Annotated in this window: 22 protein-coding genes; all 22 read right to left on the reverse strand. The window is 52.7% G+C overall.

Annotated features, from left to right (window positions below; genetic code table 11):
* A complete protein-coding gene (locus tag C5471_RS16210; protein ID WP_133815684.1) occupies positions 1-351 on the reverse strand; it encodes a phage tail assembly protein in 351 nt (116 codons plus the stop codon).
* 2 nt (positions 352-353) lie between these two features.
* Positions 354-713 carry a phage tail tube protein gene (locus tag C5471_RS16215; RefSeq protein WP_133815683.1) on the reverse strand — a complete coding sequence of 120 codons (360 nt, stop codon included), beginning with the start codon at positions 711-713 and terminating at the stop codon, positions 354-356.
* Between the two features lie 12 nt (positions 714-725).
* A complete protein-coding gene (locus C5471_RS16220) occupies positions 726-2,198 on the reverse strand; it encodes a phage tail sheath subtilisin-like domain-containing protein (RefSeq protein WP_133815682.1) in 1,473 nt (490 codons plus the stop codon).
* Positions 2,198-2,377: a DUF2635 domain-containing protein gene (locus tag C5471_RS16225; RefSeq protein ID WP_133815681.1), complete on the reverse strand. Its 180-nt coding sequence runs from the start codon at positions 2,375-2,377 to the stop codon at positions 2,198-2,200. The genes C5471_RS16220 and C5471_RS16225 overlap by 1 nt, the downstream gene beginning before the upstream one ends.
* Positions 2,374-2,934 (reverse strand): DUF1834 family protein, encoded by a 561-nt coding sequence (locus C5471_RS16230; protein ID WP_133815680.1) that lies wholly within the window; start codon positions 2,932-2,934, stop codon positions 2,374-2,376. The genes C5471_RS16225 and C5471_RS16230 overlap by 4 nt, the downstream gene beginning before the upstream one ends.
* Positions 2,934-3,386 carry a gp436 family protein gene (locus C5471_RS16235; RefSeq protein WP_133815679.1) on the reverse strand — a complete coding sequence of 151 codons (453 nt, stop codon included), beginning with the start codon at positions 3,384-3,386 and terminating at the stop codon, positions 2,934-2,936. Before C5471_RS16235 ends, C5471_RS16230 begins: the two co-directional genes overlap by 1 nt.
* Positions 3,383-3,655 carry an HI1506-related protein gene (locus tag C5471_RS16240; protein WP_133815678.1) on the reverse strand — a complete coding sequence of 91 codons (273 nt, stop codon included), beginning with the start codon at positions 3,653-3,655 and terminating at the stop codon, positions 3,383-3,385. Before C5471_RS16240 ends, C5471_RS16235 begins: the two co-directional genes overlap by 4 nt.
* Positions 3,656-3,714: 59 nt before the next feature.
* Positions 3,715-4,638, reverse strand: a complete 924-nt coding sequence (locus C5471_RS16245; protein ID WP_133815677.1) for a Mu-like prophage major head subunit gpT family protein — start codon at positions 4,636-4,638, stop codon at positions 3,715-3,717.
* A complete protein-coding gene (locus C5471_RS16250) occupies positions 4,638-5,846 on the reverse strand; it encodes a phage protease (protein ID WP_133815676.1) in 1,209 nt (402 codons plus the stop codon). Before C5471_RS16250 ends, C5471_RS16245 begins: the two co-directional genes overlap by 1 nt.
* Positions 5,847-6,010: 164 nt before the next feature.
* On the reverse strand, positions 6,011-6,427 hold the full coding sequence (locus C5471_RS16255) for a phage virion morphogenesis protein (protein ID WP_422630927.1): 417 nt from the start codon (positions 6,425-6,427) through the stop codon (positions 6,011-6,013).
* A gap of 189 nt (positions 6,428-6,616) precedes the next feature.
* The gene (locus tag C5471_RS16260; protein WP_133815674.1) at positions 6,617-7,942 is read right to left on the reverse strand and encodes a phage head morphogenesis protein; all 1,326 of its coding nucleotides are present in this window, start codon (positions 7,940-7,942) and stop codon (positions 6,617-6,619) included.
* Entirely contained in the window at positions 7,926-9,503 is a 1,578-nt protein-coding gene (locus tag C5471_RS16265) for a DUF935 domain-containing protein (protein ID WP_339959293.1), read from the reverse strand. The genes C5471_RS16260 and C5471_RS16265 overlap by 17 nt, the downstream gene beginning before the upstream one ends.
* Positions 9,500-11,062 (reverse strand): terminase large subunit domain-containing protein, encoded by a 1,563-nt coding sequence (locus C5471_RS16270; RefSeq protein ID WP_133815672.1) that lies wholly within the window; start codon positions 11,060-11,062, stop codon positions 9,500-9,502. Before C5471_RS16270 ends, C5471_RS16265 begins: the two co-directional genes overlap by 4 nt.
* Positions 11,062-11,634 (reverse strand): DUF3486 family protein, encoded by a 573-nt coding sequence (locus tag C5471_RS16275; protein WP_133815704.1) that lies wholly within the window; start codon positions 11,632-11,634, stop codon positions 11,062-11,064. The genes C5471_RS16270 and C5471_RS16275 overlap by 1 nt, the downstream gene beginning before the upstream one ends.
* Positions 11,635-11,636: 2 nt before the next feature.
* Positions 11,637-11,924, reverse strand: coding sequence for a VpaChn25_0724 family phage protein (locus tag C5471_RS16280; RefSeq protein WP_133815703.1), 288 nt, complete (start codon positions 11,922-11,924; stop codon positions 11,637-11,639).
* A gap of 8 nt (positions 11,925-11,932) precedes the next feature.
* Entirely contained in the window at positions 11,933-12,235 is a 303-nt protein-coding gene (locus C5471_RS16285; protein ID WP_133815671.1) for a DUF2730 family protein, read from the reverse strand.
* On the reverse strand, positions 12,219-12,446 hold the full coding sequence (locus C5471_RS16290) for a TraR/DksA C4-type zinc finger protein (protein WP_133815670.1): 228 nt from the start codon (positions 12,444-12,446) through the stop codon (positions 12,219-12,221). Before C5471_RS16290 ends, C5471_RS16285 begins: the two co-directional genes overlap by 17 nt.
* On the reverse strand, positions 12,443-12,991 hold the full coding sequence (locus C5471_RS16295) for a hypothetical protein (protein ID WP_133815669.1): 549 nt from the start codon (positions 12,989-12,991) through the stop codon (positions 12,443-12,445). Before C5471_RS16295 ends, C5471_RS16290 begins: the two co-directional genes overlap by 4 nt.
* A 40-nt stretch (positions 12,992-13,031) precedes the next feature.
* On the reverse strand, positions 13,032-13,298 hold the full coding sequence (locus tag C5471_RS16300; RefSeq protein ID WP_133815668.1) for a hypothetical protein: 267 nt from the start codon (positions 13,296-13,298) through the stop codon (positions 13,032-13,034).
* Positions 13,292-13,549 (reverse strand): hypothetical protein, encoded by a 258-nt coding sequence (locus tag C5471_RS16305; protein WP_133815667.1) that lies wholly within the window; start codon positions 13,547-13,549, stop codon positions 13,292-13,294. The genes C5471_RS16300 and C5471_RS16305 overlap by 7 nt, the downstream gene beginning before the upstream one ends.
* Positions 13,549-14,058 (reverse strand): glycoside hydrolase family 108 protein, encoded by a 510-nt coding sequence (locus tag C5471_RS16310; protein ID WP_133815666.1) that lies wholly within the window; start codon positions 14,056-14,058, stop codon positions 13,549-13,551. The genes C5471_RS16305 and C5471_RS16310 overlap by 1 nt, the downstream gene beginning before the upstream one ends.
* Before the next feature lie 99 nt (positions 14,059-14,157).
* Positions 14,158-14,580, reverse strand: coding sequence for a Mor transcription activator family protein (locus tag C5471_RS16315; protein WP_133815665.1), 423 nt, complete (start codon positions 14,578-14,580; stop codon positions 14,158-14,160).
* Position 14,581: the final 1 nt, after the last annotated feature.

The following is a 14,581-nucleotide window of genomic DNA, read 5'->3' on the forward strand; positions in this document are numbered from 1 at the left end:
CTATCGCCCCTCGTCTGCGACTTGCCTCATCGTTTCCATCGCCACATGACGCTGTAAACCGGCCTGGCCAGCAATCAACTCCAAATCATCCTGATGCAGGGTTTTCAGTAACATCATCGGTATCGGGCCGTTGATGTTACCGATACGCGCAATGGTACGACGTAACAGCTCATAGCCCATTAGCGCCGGACTGGAGAGTAGCATCGGGCCTTTTTCCGTCATCACGACCCGTTCACTGGCGGTTTCGGCATCAATCAAATCACCGGCGGTCAACTGACGCAGTTCAACATCAAACTGCTTTTCGGCTTTGTCATCATGGCCGTATTGCAGGCCGTGTTCTAACTGAAACATGGTTAAATCTCCTTACATTCAATGCCAATAAATTCCGCAGATATCTCACCTTTGCTGGTCAGGGATACATTGCCGTCACACCAGGCGTTAGCGAGCATAAAGCGTTCGCCGGTGTCACATTCAAATTCGATAGTCGCATCCACCATATTTTTAATCATAAACAGACTGACACCGGGGCCTTGCGGAATAACACAGCTCAGTCGGGCCTCTTTCGGTGTCTGCTGCCAGCCGTAAACTCGGGATCCGATAACCGGGTCACGGGTGACGCCGCCCGGCGTCAGTTGCGCGCCGTCCTTGGTTTGAATCTCTTTCCCATTCAAGCGGATATACGCAATACCGGTGTACTGATAGGGACTTGCCATAAGTTTTCCTTATTACAAAATAAACTGGATAGCGTGAGCGTAAATACGGAACTGATTAACCAGATCCGGATTGCTGCGGACATTAAGGCGATTGCGATCATTACTGTCGCGTTCCACAATCAGTGTCGCTTTAAACGCGTCAAAATCTTCCACCAGTCCGGCAAATTCATGTTCGGTAAATAAGGCTAACAACTCTGTTCTGATGACGGACGGCGTGACTATCGCCTGGCCGGCACTGAACGGTGTACCGTCATTAGCCAGCTTATGCCGCGGATATTTTTGCGTGATACGCACCCGTGTTGAGTAACGCAGATACGAAAGGGTCGCGATAGTCTCTACGTCCAGATAACTGGGATCGGGGTCACCGAAGTTGTTTTCGCGATACATGGTTATCATGCGCTCAATCTGCACGACATTACCCGCCGCCACATTGCAGGTTGACATCCCGTCATAGAGCAGCAGATTACGCTCATTCAGCGCCCAGCGGTCGCTGGCGGCAGGCGGCAAAATACCGGGCAATTGCAACGTTTGGAGGGGACGAGCCGGGTCAATACTCAGTGAACCCACCGCCACGCCCGCCAGGGTGGCCGCCCAGACATAAGTTGGCTGCGGCGCAATTCCGGTTGCCATCGTGGAAAACAGATAATCATTGCGTAACGTCCCAAACGTTGACGTTTGCGCCAGTGTGCTGCGGTAGGCCATCCAGCAAATGCCGTCTATCATGCGCAGCGGTCCCCAGCGCGTTTTCAGTTCGTCACGCAATAAATCGAGGTTCGGTGTATCCGTGAAGGGGTTAACAATATAGTTCCACCAGGTATCACCGAATGCAGTAATGGCGGTCGCTAAATCAGGGTTACCCGTGGCCCCACCCATCGGGGTAATTGCTAAGTTAATACCCGCCGGCAGCATTTCCGCATCGTAGTAGTTGACCCGGACATCAATATCATTGCCGGTTTCACCCCCCCATTTGGCTTTTAGCATCACGGTGTCGGCCAGGGCTTCTGCGCTCGCCGTGATCGGCAGCTTTTCATGTGCACTAATCGCCTCGCGGATCTTACCGGCCATCGTGACCGCATCATCACCGGCCTTGACAGTGACACGCACGGGAACGCCAGCTATCATCAACGCAATTTGCCCGGTTTGAGCGACTTTACCGATAAGCTGAATTTTCCCTTCGGCCTTGACGCTATTCTCTGCACCATCAAGGCCGAGCGCCCACAGTTCAGCAAACGCGTTGCCTTTGATAAATGCTGCCGCCATTTCAGCCAGCATGGAGCCACGCCCGAACGCGGTTTCAGCGGCACTGGCGGAGGTGACACGAAAAGGTTGCCCGGCGGGTACCCGTCCGGTTTTCATGCGCAATCCTAAGAGCAATGTCTTATGCAACATCTGCGGCGTGCCGGTGACGGCGGCACTGTTATCAAATTCGATATAGCACAGTGGCACCCGGATATTGGCCGGGATTTCATTAAATGAGAGCGCCATTATTGCGATGCTCCTTTTTTTGTTGATACAGCAGGAATTTCAACTACATCACCGTCTTTCAGGCGACGTAACCAGTACCCAATACGGGGCTTTTTATCGCCTTTTTCAGCCAGCGGTTCGCAGGTCTCGGGGTCACGAACAACCAACCCCGGTGTGGGTTTAATATGCAATTCAGTCATGGTGTTAATTTATCCTGAATAGGTAAATGAATAAGGGCTTCCTGCTCAGACGTGCCTGCTGGCTGCCCCCATTGCTGATAATGAGTGTCATAATCGTCTAAATCGTCAACCGTAGTGGGGTCCGGCAACGGTTGCGGCGCATCAAAATACAGCCCATACACCGCCACGCCCGCCTGACTTTGCGTATCGCTCCACAAGTTGCCAATTTGGGTTAGCGTGAAGTTACCTGCCGGGGCAATCCGGCGGTTGTTCAGCCAGGCGGTGAGCCGTTCAACAATCTGATAAATGCCCGGCACCTGGGTTTGCCGGCCGTTTAACACGCTGGCACTGACAAAAATGCCCCAGGTGCTAATGGCGGTATGACGTATCTCGCCCTGGCGACTGCCTAACCAGGCGACGTAAACCGCCGGGGCGGTGTTGATAATCAGCTTGACGGCGCTGTCACTCCATTGCCCCGGGTGGGTATCCACTTTGCGCAGCGTTTTACCAAACAACTGCTGAATGCCCGTCAGCAACGCATCTGAAATATCACTGGTGATAGCGGTCGGGGTATTCATCAGATAAATCCCCGTGATTTTTCGCGCTGCCAGACACTGCCGTCACTGGTGATTTGCGCAATATCACCGCCTTCCGGGCGTTCAGCCTCTTTACTGAGCCCGAGACTCACCTCCCCGGCAGCGACTTTTTCCAGCAGACGGATCGCATTTTCACTGTCTTTCGTGGCTTTTTCCGTTGCCGCGCCGTCTTCGAGCGAAAACCGCGCCAGCACACAGGCCACACGGACAAGAACAGAGGGTACCGTTTTCAGCGGCAAGGTCGCGCGACTGTCGATATAGCCGTCAATCGTCGCGCAAGCATCATCCAGCGCCGTTTGTATCAGTCGCTGACGCGCCATCGTCAGTTCGTCAGCGGTTAAAGTCGCCCAGTTATCAATCTTGACATCCGTCAGCGTGTTCAGGCTGTCACGACTGTAACGCGCGTACATATCAGCAAGCCGGGCGTAACTCATTTATTCGCCTTATTTTTCTTGGCGTGAGCTAACGTAGCTGTATCATCTTGATGAGCCAGCCGCCCCGGTTCGTCATTATCGGTATCTGACGTAATAACCGTGACAGACAAACGGGGATCAGTCTCCAGCGCCTGACGCTGCTCAATATTAACGGCTGACAACGTGTTTCCGCCCTGGTCAAGTACAAACCCGGCCCGGCGATAGCCATCATGCGCGGTATTAACCACCACCATTTCAACATGTTCAGCCATTGAAATTTGCTCTGACATAACATTTCACGTCCTTTAAACAGGGTTTAAACGGGGTTAATACCCCGTTTAACAAGTGATTAGAGGTAATCCGCCACAATCAGCTCAAGGCGGCCTTTCATTTCATTGCTGATAGTGCCGCCCTTGGCGTCAACCGTTAGCTCACGCTCTAATAACTGCGTGGCGTCTTTCTCCATTGCCGGCGGCACAACCAAATGAGTCGGACGGATTGCCAGCGGACGGTCCCCATCCGCTTTAAACTGACGCATGGCGGAAATCACCGACCAGACGTTATCCGCAGTCAATGGCGCTTTAGCGGCGTAAGCCAGTTGCCAGAATGAGTAACCGGCCTCACAACGGGTATCGACGCCGTAGCGAATGAGCTTACGCATAAAGTTTTGCTCATCATCGACTTTATCCATCGCGACCATTTCCGGCGCTTTACGCTGCTGGAAGATGACGGGTTTAATCGCGCGGGAATTATCGAGCACAAACCACGGTAGCCCTTTGTAGCTGTCGTCTGTCAGGATGTTACTGACCGATTCGGCATCCCCCTTGCCGTCAACATTGGGGTAGACCGGATGATCGGCATCAAAGAAGTTCTGTTTGTCATAGCACAGATTGGAGAAGCCGTTAGACAGCGCCCCAAATACCAGCTCATCCGGCTGCACACCGGCGGCACGCCCCATTTCAGTAAATAAGGGGGAGTAAATGCCAACGTTATCGTCTTCAATGTCATCCCGATCAACCCCCACCGTGCTCTCAAATGGCCGGTTAATGATTTGATAACCGTGTGATTGCATGTCTTTGATAACCCGGTCACCGATCCATTCACGCATCCCGGGAAACTGCCCCAGCCAGCCATAAGTGTTGGATTTTGTTGTACTGGGGATGACGGTAGCGATTTGCTCATACTGGCTGGGAGCCTGGTCCAACCCATTTTGGAAATCACCGTTCCAGCCGGTGAATAACGCTTTAATCAGTGCAGGGGTAACAATCGCCATTATTTGGCTCCTTTTTGTTTGCGTTTCAGGAATTCGGCTTCCGATAATCCTTGCAGGCGAGCCGCTTCTTTTTCAGACGCGGACAAGACAGCCAGACGCGAGGGGGGTTTCGTTCTCAGTGTCTGTCGGCTGGTGAGTGCGGCAATGCCTTTCCGGCCAGCAATCGCTGCGTTTAACTCCGCCATACCGTGCTGTCTCGCTACCGCCCGCAAATAAGGGACCTCTGCTGCTATAACGCGCCCTTGTCGGCGGGCGCTGGAGATAATCGACTCCGCGCTTTGTGCACCCGACCGGGCACTTAACACCGCAGCACGGCGGGCCAGAATCTGATACACACGCGTGGGAACAAATTGAGTTAAGTCAACACCACTTAATGCAGCATCTTCAAGGATCTGCTCTGCTTCGGTGATATCGGCGGCGGCATCATCAACGATATCGGTTACGCCACTGGTCACACTGTCCGCGTCTGCCGTACTCTCAATCACCTCTTGCGTATCAACAGCCGCCTGGGCTGACGCTTTCAGGGTTTCAATCGCAGACAGCGCCTGATTCAGTAAATCATTGAGTGCTTCTTCGCTGAGTTCGGCTGTATCGTCGGGCAGTTCAATACCCAGTTGCTCTAGCAACTGGAGAATAAGATCATTCATAACAATGTCCTGTTTTGATGGGGGTAAAAAGTCCGAAAGAGTTTGCGCCGCCAGCACAGCCAGAGGCCGCATACCGGTTAAACCGGGGTCATTGGTGAGTGCGCCCATCCTCAAATAAAGGGGATGGCCCAGCTCGTTATAAGGAAATACGGCGGACAGATAAGCCCATTCGCTGTTATCAATGGCGGTTTGAGCCGCCGCCGTTAACGACAGGCGAACAAACAGCCCCAAACCTTCGCGCCACTGCATATCTGTTGAGGGATTTTTCAGCCAGGCCGCCGCAATAGCGTCTTTGCATGCAGCAGCATCTTCATCTTGTTTTAATGTCACATGGTTGTAGTCAAACAACACAGGCTGGCCGACAGCGGCTGTCGCCGTAATAAACTGTTCAGCAATGGCGGCATCCATAAACCACTGCCCACCGACAACATCGTCTGGGCGGCCGTCACGGGCACTAAAATACCCCGCGGGCAGTAGCTGATACCAGCCATCGGCTGCCTGAGTCATCGAGGCATTTAGAATCGCTAAACGGGTGTTGGGAATTGGGCTTTTCTTTTTCATGCTGCCATTCTGGGCAATATGAAAAGAAAGTGGGTTTGTGGGGGATCACACCTGCATGGGAAAGAAAAGATAAAACGGGGGAGAGCAGTGACACTATACCCCGTTTAAAACCCGTTTAAAAATCTCAGGAGGCGTTTAACTTTTTTTTCTGTAAGACGGACATACTAACGTGCCTTGAGTGCGGCTGCGTGCTGCGTATTGATAATGTCGATAATGTCCGCCGCGCCTTGCGCTGACAGCCCCATATACGGGCGAGCGGGTATCGCAGCCGGGCCAGGCGGCATATCGGGCAACCCGCCCCATTGATGGATCGCTGCGTAAACTTTGTTAGTGCCAATGGCCGCGCTCACTGCGTCATACGCTGTTGACAACGACATCGCCAGCCCCCCCTGTGAGCGCTGTAACATTCTGCCCGTCTTGCCTTTTTTTGCCAGTCTGGCTTTGTACTTTTCGGTTAACGGTTTCCAGGGGGTGCCTGTCGTCGGGTCAGCTTCTTTCGCAAACGCCTCTTCGCTTTCACTGGCGAGAATCGCGGCAATCGCGCGGGTGATCGGCGTAGTATCTCGCCCCAGCTTTTGCACGCGCTTAAAGGCCGCCTGTATCGCCGCATCCTCAAATTGATAGTCCAGTTGCATTCATTCTCACTCGTGATAAGATAGGTTAAACAGTGTACGAATAATCGGTAATTCGACGTCAGCGCAGAGCGCCATACGTTTATGTGGGTTCAACTCCCGCCACTGTAGCAAGCCCCGTTATTCGGGGCTTTGTTGTTATAGCGTCCCTTGCAGTAATTCATAATTCCCGCCGGTCACCCCTTTTTTTAATTCGGCTAACGGCACCCGGTATGTATTGATAACCACATCAAGCGCATCAGGCTGTTTGCGTACCGACCAGGGCGCATTGACCACCGTTTTAAGGGTGCGGTTATCATCACTGCGGATATACAACACATTCTGATTCTGCTTATCCCAAAGCACTGCGGACGGATTAGCCACGGTTTTAGGCAGCGCCTGATATTCGGCCATCGTCAACGCGACGCCTTTTTTCTGGTGTTTGAGGCTGTCAGCATGCACCAGGTCTTTTTCACTGATAGCCAGCAAACGTGCCGCGGGCTTGCCCGTTCGCGCTTCTACCGCCACCGCAATATCGTCCGTCATAAACCCGAGCGGCTGAATGTTGTTACCCGGGCGTCGTTGCGTCAGCACCTGACCGACCCATTGCGCGAACGCCTGTTGCCGTACCGGGGCATTATTTAACGACTGGATAACCTGACTACGGAGTTCACGGCTCTGCAACGCAATCAGCTTACGTGCAATACTGATATCTGACCCCATTGCCAGTTGCCCGGCATTGTTTGACCAGCCGGCCCCGGTGGTCATGCGCTGCTTGCCATCGCGGTACGTCGTGACTTCCGACTGATAAACTTCCCCCGTCCGCTTATCAACTCCTGCCTCAACAAGCTGGGTACTCACCGTACCGAGACTGGACTCCACGGTGAGTCCCATTCGTTTGACCTGTGCAGCGGTTAGCGCCCGAACACGACAGCGACACCCCCAGTCGTTAGGCGGATAAAGTGTATTCCAAATCGGATCATCAAAACGGAACACCCGTCCGTCCATGGCCGCATGGCTTTTCCGGGTGTTCTTGTCCATCACGGCAATGTACTGCCAGTAGGGATGGGTGTCTGTGCTTGCCAATTGCTGCTGATATCGCCCGGCTTGATAGGCGGTCGCTAAATTGGTGCGATAAATCGTTGCCAGCCGGGCCGGGCTGCCTAACTGGACGGTTTCCGCATTACCGTCACTGTCAACCACAATTGGCTTGCCCCACCAACCTTGCGCTTGCAAACGTGGGGTAAGGGTGTTGATAAAATCGCGTTCGGGGGTGCCCTGACTCAGCGACCTGTCCACCTCATCACGAATGGCCGTCAGAATGTCCATCCGGACCGCTTTCGCCACCGTAAACGCCCGTGCATGACTGTCCGCATCGATTTCCTGCCAGTTCCAGCTGAAGTCATAACCTTTGGCCCGAAAGTAATCGACCGCCAGCGTTGGCTCCAATTTAGCCGCAATCCCCAAATCAACCGGCTGTGGCATTTAAACGCCCCCACAATTCAGCGACGAACATCGCCCGGTGCAGCATATCGGTGAGCTGTTCATCCTCCATTTCAGTATAGAGTTCAGCCGCTTTATTTTTTGCCGCCTCATACCCCCCGGTCGTGAGCGCCTCAATGACCGGGGCTAACAACGGGTCAACGGTGTTTTGCCATTCCTGGCCGTTTACCGCCCCCGGCAGGGTATTCACCGATGTCACCGGCTCCGCCGTTAATGCGGTCCATCCGGTTTTAGCATTTAAGAAGGCGGAAGAGAAATCCGGGGTGGCGGGCGTCTCAGGTGCTTTCAGACAGGCTTCATCATCCGCTGCCACGGGAATTTGCAGTTTATCATGCACCCACTGAACAGGAATTTTCATCCCCAGACCGACCAGGCCGGGTAATGCCGCTGCATAGGCGCTCACGTCTTCCGGCTCGGACAGATCAAACTCAAATACCGGTTTACGTCGCTGATTATCGAATGATTTGCAGTTCAAGGCATATAAAGGAAACACCAGATCCCGCGTGAGTGTGGCGGCCAGTTGCGTGGCGTCACTGGTACGCACCTCGAAACGCACGTCATTATGCACGTTACCCAGGGCGTTGGTGCTCGTTGCACCGTCTGCCTGGCTGGTCAGTGTGCCACCCAGGATGGCTTTCGACATGCTCAACTCAGCCCAGGACATCATGGCCATAAACGGGTCTGATGTCCCGTCTGCGGCGGCTTTAAAATCAATCAACATCGAGCGGGGAATAATCCCGCCGGCGTTGTGACCGATACTCATCACCGCATGAAGCAGGGTTTGTTTCTCTTTGTCGGTCGCGCCTGCCGGATATTGTCCGACGCGAATAGGCAGACCGTAGATTTCCAGAAACTCGGCTAAGTCACGGACAGAATAGTTCTTGAAGATGAACGGCCAGACCAGGGTGCGGATTAACCCTGTCCGGGCAAGATAGCCTGATTTGGATTTGGCGATATGCTGTACCCAGCCGAACGGCTGTAAATCTTCTCCATCGGCTGTCCCGTTGCGCAAGCGCAACTGATTACGTTCATATTGGGGCGTCTGAAACCAGGCAGGATCACGCCATTCCACCGCACGCGGAATAATCAGCTCGCCGGCATTTTCCCATTCAATCTCCTGGCAGGAAAATCCTTTCAGAATGGCATCCGTGGCATCAAAAAGACAACCCGGCAACCAGCTGGCATCTAATAAGATTTCGGTTAATAGTTCAGCGTCGCTGATTTCCTCCCGGCTGGCATTGGGCGGCGGCTTAATCGCCCAGTCAAGCGACTGGATAGCCCGCCGGCGCTTATCTAATTCAGACTGCAAATGGGCGTCTTTTTCTTCCATATCTTCGGCAAGCTCACATTGCGCGTGAAGTTGCCCACGTTCGGCCTCAATCAAAATTTCAGCCGCGCGCGCAGGCGTCAACCCACTCACGGGATGGTCGCCGTAATAGCGACGCAACTGTGACACACGGGACTCATCATCCTGCGTTTGCATGTCAGGCTTAAACCAGAAACGGCGGCCTACCGCATCCACTAATCTGTTTAATATTTTCACCAGCAGCCTCGCTCAAAGGTAAGTAAATCGTCGTCGTCATTTGCCACGGTGTGTCTACCCGGCAGCGGAATAAAGTCAATCATCTGTCCCTCCATATAAGTCGCGCGGGTAAACATCAGATACGCCCCGGCACTGTCACCATGCCGTTTTTTACCGTCGGTCCCGGTTCGGCGGGTTTTATCAATTTTGGGCACGCCCCGGATGTTCTGAATTTGGCGCTGGTCGGCAATGATGTCTTCATCTTTAGGAATACGGATGTCATTGGATTCATACAGCGCCTTGTATTTCGGTGACCATTCACGATAGAAATTATCCGTAATATGGATAGCATCGACCATATTTTCACCGTAGTGCAATAACACGGCTTCCCCTAAATAACCGCCGTTCCCTGTTGAGTCGATGGCAATCCCGACCAAACGGGGGAGTCGGTCAATCATAAAAAAGGCTATCTGGCGTTGCTGATTGTAAGGCACATCATGCAATTCAACGGTGACATGCAAAATGCGGCGGATGTCCTGCTCAATACTCCCGGCCCCGATGACCGATAAATCACCGGTACGGGCAAAATCCTGCCCGTAGGCATGACGGGTGTCGGGATCCAATTTTTGTAATGCCGGTAACAGAGTCTCTTCACAAAACGTCAACACCGTGTTTTTACGCTCGTCTTCCGTCCAGGTCATATGGCCTTTGGGCATAGCAAAACGGATCACAACACAGTCTGTATTAACTGCCCGGTCAATTAACACGCGGGGAATATAGGCACCAGCACCCTGTTTCGGCACGCAGTAATACTCTTCCAGCGCATCCTCTTCCGTCGCCGTGTCTTTGAGTAAATTCGCTTTCCATTCGTCTTCTTTTTCCTGTGACCACGGTTGGCTCCTGACCTGGCAGATACGCTTATACAGCCCCTCGTAACAGGCATCATCCAGCGTAATCGTATGAACAGCGTACCGTTTCCGCCCGGCGCGAGAATCCTGGAGTAACTCGTTAAACAGGTTTTCATTGCCGTTGTGGGTAGAAATGATGCGCACTTTCGCGCCCCACATGGTCAAGGCCAGCGCGGCTTTCAGCACTTCGGCCAGCCGTTCATGGAAAGCGGCTTCATCAATGGTGACATTCCCTTGCATGCCGCGCAGGTTCTTTGGATTGCTGGATAATGCCTGGACTTTAAACCCGCTGCTAAAATAAATGACGAATGTCAGGATGTCTTTGTCTTCGTCTTCAAAGACTTCTTCACCCACTTCACCCGCCGCCAGTCCGTAAGCTTTGGCCCACATGGCCGCCGCATCAATAAATTCCCGCGCCATTTCTTTATTGGAACCGATATAGAAATGGTGGGTGCCGCCCGCATCACGTGATTGAGCCGCCGTCAGTGAGGCGTCCGCCGCTTCGGCCCAGGTTAATCCAGTACGCCGCGATTTTTCCGCAATTTTTAAGACCGATTCATCGGCAATCCAGCGCTTTTGATAACCCAGCAGCACCGCATCGGGATCAAACGTCTCATCGTTAACGGCGTTGATAATAAACTCCGTCGCCGGGTTTAATTCCTGAGCCAACATTAAACAATCCCCAAGATTTGACGTTTGATCTCGGCCGCCGCTTCTGCCGTGAGACCGGCCTGCTTGACCAGGGTTTCTGTCTGTTCTGCCGCTTGTGCCGCAAACGCGGCCCGGATTTCTTTTTCGCGCTTCGTACTGGTCATGGCCGCCTGCTCAATACGTGCTGCGACCAGCGCTAACTGCGATAAGGCTTTGGGTTCAACCGGTTCATCCCCTTCCGCCAACTTCATACTGGTTTCAAAGGCCAGGGATTTCACAAATTCTTGCAACAGCTTACCCACATCGGAAGAGGGGGCAGATCCCAGGCGGGAGACCCATACGTCAGCGATTTCCCGCCCTTCGCGGATACGCGCCCCGAGGGTTTCCATCCGGGAGGCATAACGATTCAGGCCCGTTCGGGAAATTTTGAGATCGTCCGGCAGTCCCGCATCGTCAATCAACTCATTGACTGCGGCACGAATATCCTCCTGGGTATGACGCTTGTCACGCAGTAAGGCGTGCAATTGGTCACGGATGGCAGCTGGCAACAAATCAATCTTCGACGGGCGGCCACGAGTCTGTTTATTACTCATGACTATCCCCTTGGCCGGGGGCGTTTGACACCCGAGACCATGCTGCGGCCCTCTGCCACATCCACGCCACGCCCGGTTAGGGTCATGACCAGACAACCGGCCACATCATTGACCGATACCAGCCCCTGCTCGGCCAGCCAGTGGCAATGTGATTTCACCACATCACGGCTGACCCGATGGCCGTAGGCATCCAGACAGGTTTGTAATACCGATTCATTCGCATCACCGCCACACTCAACCAGCGATCGCAGAATCACCAGTCGCTGGTCAGTATTTAAGATTTCACGCATGGATGACATTAATTCTTTTCCTTTAATTCATTTTGCAATAACAAATCGCTCATATGGCGTAACTGACGCAGCTCCGGCAAGGCGGCTTTTAAGTCGCCGCGCAGGTTCGCCATGTCCAGTTGCAAAGCGTGTAATTCTTTCTGATTCGGTAAAGTCGACAATGAACCTTCAAGCTGACGTACTTGCATTTTGAGTAACTCAACATCATCACGTTTAGCATAGGTTTTACTGAGCAACACCAGCCCGACGTTAAAGGTGACCGTGAGCGCCGCCCACACTATCGACCAGTTTTCTTTAAGTAATGCCAGCACCAAATTTTTTCCCTAATAATTCAACCTGTTTTTGACAGTCAATACAGCGCTCAAACGCCGGATTAATGGCAAGCCGGGCAGGGGCAATGGCCTCGTTACAGTGACAGCAAATGCCGTTCCCTGCCTGCGCCGGGCGCTCAAAGCAGGCTTTTAGGGCTAATGCGCGCTGGTATTGCTCTAACTCACACGCCTGGTCAATCAGTCTGCTCATTTTGCTTTTCCTGTTGTTTGACCGCCCAGGCTTTGATGGCCAGGAGCTTTTGTTCCAGTTCCTGGCTCCATTGGCCGTACCGGCTGGCATGAGTCAGCAACACATGCGGTTCCCCCGATATCGGAATGGACGGCTTTGTCGGTATGTGCAGCAATGTCGGCGGGATGGTCGGGCATGCGGAAATCACTAATGGCGCAACGGCGGTAACCGAGCGCGGCCTGGTAGAGCTGCAACCCGTCAGGGCCAATGCCGGTATAAGTGTTACCATCACGAGCAAGAGCCTCGGGAATACGTTGCTCAATGCGTTGTGTGGTTTGCGATAAGCGCGTGAGGGCGGCGTATAAGTCATTTGACATCTTTTCGTTTGCATGTTGCTGTGCCTGTTGTTTCTCAATCAATTTTTGCAGCGCGCTGGCATTCAATTCGGTCATCTCTTTCTGTGCCCGGTAAAATGTCAGCTCGGCATCTTTTCGGTTTTCAATTTCCTGGTTGATTTGGGGAAGTAAGCGGGATCCAGCCCACCTATCTCCGAGCCAAAGGCACAACGATCCCCATACCACAATGAGCCAATAGCGCCGGACAAGATTAATCACGGGCAAACACCTCGCGGTTTTCTGTTACGTCTACCCGCTGTTCTCTGTCACGTTTAATGGCGGCTTGTTTTGATGCCTGAGAATGCGTGACCCACGCGGCCAGATAGCCGACGAACAGATATTCATCCATCTTGCCGGCGAGCGCACACCACAATAAAACGGCTGTGCTGGCAATAAATGCCCCAAATAAGGTGGTATCCGAGGTTGAGAGGCGACCGGTTGCCGGGTTGCTGATAAGCTGCTTTAAGTGCGCTAACATACCGGCCTCCTGTTGCATTCAGCCCGCAGCAAGCGGATGTCTTGAGCAGAAACGGATTGCCATCCCCGGCAAAACAGCGATTGATAAGTGGCGTTATAGCTATAGAGCGGAATGTCGCGGATATCTTTGCCGGCCAATGCCTGCTGTAAACAACGTTCCCGCCCGGCCTTATAGAGACTGAGATAGCGCGGGTTACGCAGTTCAGCAATTTGTCTTTTTAATAAATGGTCTGAAATTGGCGGCGGCAGCATCACAGCACCTCTAGCACGGCGGATGCCAGCTTATCAAGGCGGTTAAACCAGCCATCAAGAAAGACTTTTTGTGTTGGGTTCACGGCAATAATACGGGCGTAAGCCAGTGCACGCCGATTAAGCAGCCGGATGAACAGATATGGCGGCGCAAAAGCGTCAACGGCATTGAGTGTGTCAGGGCCGATAACGCCGTCATCCCGCACACCGACCGCCCGTTGTAATTGTTGTACGGCGGGCTTTATTCCGTGCTGAACGGCGGCATCAAACACCGCCAGCGAGATACCGACCGGTAACTTGTCGCAACCGGCTTTCAGCCAGAAATCCCGGGAATAGATTGCTGTGGCATCATCTTCGGTTAAAGCGGCAATATTGAGGTGAGGGTAGCTGCGCTGACTGATACCCCATTTTGTCTGGCCGCCGGTGTCATGGGGGTTGTTGACATAACCGCCTTCTACGGACAGTAAGTAATGGATAGCATGGATAAATGAAACGCTGTAACGGTAAGTCATGATGGCTACCTGTTGTGAATAATCGGTAGCTCATCATCATGTTTAGTGGGGGGAAAGTGGGTTTGTGGCGCGTCAAACAAACCCCATCAGAACAGGTGATTACTTGAAAAGCTCACCTTGATAACGTTTACGGTGGAGCGCTAATTGCTGACGCAGAATAGCATAAACCGTCGAATGGGTAAGGTTGTATTTTTTCGCTAATTGAACAATATCACCGCGTGAACAACTCCATTCATTAAACAACCGGTTATCACGTAATGCGATTTTCAATGTGTCACCGGTCGGCAAATAAACAGCCCTACCACCATAGTAATGAGCTAGCACCCCGGCTAACTTACATGCAGAAAGTTTTGCATTCTCTTGATTTGTATTTTGCCGCTGTAGTTCACAGGAAAACAAATCAACAATATCAGCCAATAATTGCGGCCATCTTGCCTGTAATTCATCTGATGGAATTACATCAATTTGGTCTAATAATTCACCAAGTTCTTTATGGTCGTGGTCAAAAAGTTCAAGATTCATA

The sequence above is a fragment of the Photorhabdus tasmaniensis genome (assembly GCF_011189505.1).
GTDB lineage: Bacteria > Pseudomonadota > Gammaproteobacteria > Enterobacterales > Enterobacteriaceae > Photorhabdus > Photorhabdus tasmaniensis.

Bases quoted from the DNA above. Each gene is read 5' to 3' on its own strand.
- C5471_RS16210 (WP_133815684.1), bottom strand. From the start codon at position 351: ATGTTTCAGTTAGAACACGGCCTGCAATACGGCCATGATGACAAAGCC.
- C5471_RS16260 (WP_133815674.1), bottom strand. From the start codon at position 7,942: ATGCCACAGCCGGTTGATTTGGGGATTGCGGCTAAATTGGAGCCAACG.
- C5471_RS16280 (WP_133815703.1), bottom strand. From the start codon at position 11,924: ATGCGTGAAATCTTAAATACTGACCAGCGACTGGTGATTCTGCGATCG.
- C5471_RS16225 (WP_133815681.1), bottom strand. From the start codon at position 2,377: ATGACTGAATTGCATATTAAACCCACACCGGGGTTGGTTGTTCGTGAC.
- C5471_RS16305 (WP_133815667.1), bottom strand. From the start codon at position 13,549: ATGCTGCCGCCGCCAATTTCAGACCATTTATTAAAAAGACAAATTGCT.
- C5471_RS16310 (WP_133815666.1), bottom strand. From the start codon at position 14,058: ATGACTTACCGTTACAGCGTTTCATTTATCCATGCTATCCATTACTTA.
- C5471_RS16235 (WP_133815679.1), bottom strand. From the start codon at position 3,386: ATGAGTTACGCCCGGCTTGCTGATATGTACGCGCGTTACAGTCGTGAC.
- C5471_RS16315 (WP_133815665.1), bottom strand. From the start codon at position 14,580: ATGAATCTTGAACTTTTTGACCACGACCATAAAGAACTTGGTGAATTA.
- C5471_RS16290 (WP_133815670.1), bottom strand. From the start codon at position 12,446: ATGAGCAGACTGATTGACCAGGCGTGTGAGTTAGAGCAATACCAGCGC.
- C5471_RS16215 (WP_133815683.1), bottom strand. From the start codon at position 713: ATGGCAAGTCCCTATCAGTACACCGGTATTGCGTATATCCGCTTGAAT.
- C5471_RS16250 (WP_133815676.1), bottom strand. From the start codon at position 5,846: ATGAAAAAGAAAAGCCCAATTCCCAACACCCGTTTAGCGATTCTAAAT.
- C5471_RS16220 (WP_133815682.1), bottom strand. From the start codon at position 2,198: ATGGCGCTCTCATTTAATGAAATCCCGGCCAATATCCGGGTGCCACTG.
- C5471_RS16240 (WP_133815678.1), bottom strand. From the start codon at position 3,655: ATGTCAGAGCAAATTTCAATGGCTGAACATGTTGAAATGGTGGTGGTT.
- C5471_RS16230 (WP_133815680.1), bottom strand. From the start codon at position 2,934: ATGAATACCCCGACCGCTATCACCAGTGATATTTCAGATGCGTTGCTG.
- C5471_RS16270 (WP_133815672.1), bottom strand. From the start codon at position 11,062: ATGTTGGCTCAGGAATTAAACCCGGCGACGGAGTTTATTATCAACGCC.
- C5471_RS16275 (WP_133815704.1), bottom strand. From the start codon at position 11,634: ATGAGTAATAAACAGACTCGTGGCCGCCCGTCGAAGATTGATTTGTTG.
- C5471_RS16300 (WP_133815668.1), bottom strand. From the start codon at position 13,298: ATGTTAGCGCACTTAAAGCAGCTTATCAGCAACCCGGCAACCGGTCGC.
- C5471_RS16245 (WP_133815677.1), bottom strand. From the start codon at position 4,638: ATGGCGATTGTTACCCCTGCACTGATTAAAGCGTTATTCACCGGCTGG.